Raw genomic sequence first — 889 nt, 5'->3', positions numbered from 1 at the left:
TTGGCTTCGTACTCGTACTTGATCTCGCCGCGCAGCTTGTCCAGGGTGCGTACCAATTCACCCGCCGGATCGTACTGGTAGCGCCGGTGAATCGGGTTGTATGCATGCTCCACCAGCAATGAGGTATTGATCCCGGTGTTATGCACATGCGAAAGCTTCTCGGCAGGTAAGGTCGAAGCAAACTGCCAGGCCTTGCGCCCCATCGCGTCATAACCAAAGCAACTGGTGAGCTTGCCTTGGGTGCGATACACCTCGCGATGCAGGTCATCGCGCTCCATGTCGCTGATCACCTGACCATCCAGGTTCAACTGGTGCACGTGGCCGCTGCCGTAATACAAATGGTTGACCTTGCGTCCATCCGGCAGGGTCAGCGTGGTCAGGTTGCTGAGCGGGTCGTACTCGTAACCCAGCACGCCTTGCGGTGTGGTTTCCTGAGTCAGCCGGCCCAGCAGGTCGTAGGCGTATTCCAGCTTTTCTTCAGTGATACCTAATCGCTTGCCAACAGCGGTTGGCTCGCGCTGAATGCTCAGCAGTCGATCACCGTCGTCGTACTCATACTGCTGCCGCGCATCGCTGTTGAGTTTGGCGATCAGTCGGCCAATGGCATCCCGTTCAAATACCGTGCTGCGCTCCGGACGCTCGCCTCGTTCGCCATACCCGACTTCATCAACGCGGGTCAGGTGACCGCCCTCGTTGTAGCTGAAACGTCGGGTCAGGTTATCCACCCGCACCTCTTCGCTCAGCCGATCCGAGGCATCGTAGGCAAAGCTGTAGGTGGCGTTGTTTTCATTGACCAACGCCGTCAGGCGCAAGGCTTTGTCGTACTCGTAAGCAATGCGTTGGCCTTTGGCGTCCTGACGGCTGCTCGGCAAGCCACGTGCGGTGCGCA

Annotated in this window: 1 pseudogene; it reads right to left on the bottom strand. The window is 58.5% G+C overall.

The annotated features are described in order from the left end of the window. A pseudogene (locus ACQRAX_RS25490) lies at nucleotides 1–889 on the bottom strand (type IV secretion protein Rhs); the annotation flags it as partial.

It is taken from the genome of Pseudomonas sp. UM16, assembly GCF_050312595.1.
Taxonomy (GTDB): domain Bacteria; phylum Pseudomonadota; class Gammaproteobacteria; order Pseudomonadales; family Pseudomonadaceae; genus Aquipseudomonas.
The sequence above is the reverse complement of the archived record's forward strand: the minus strand, read 5'-3'. Positions and strand labels throughout refer to the sequence as shown.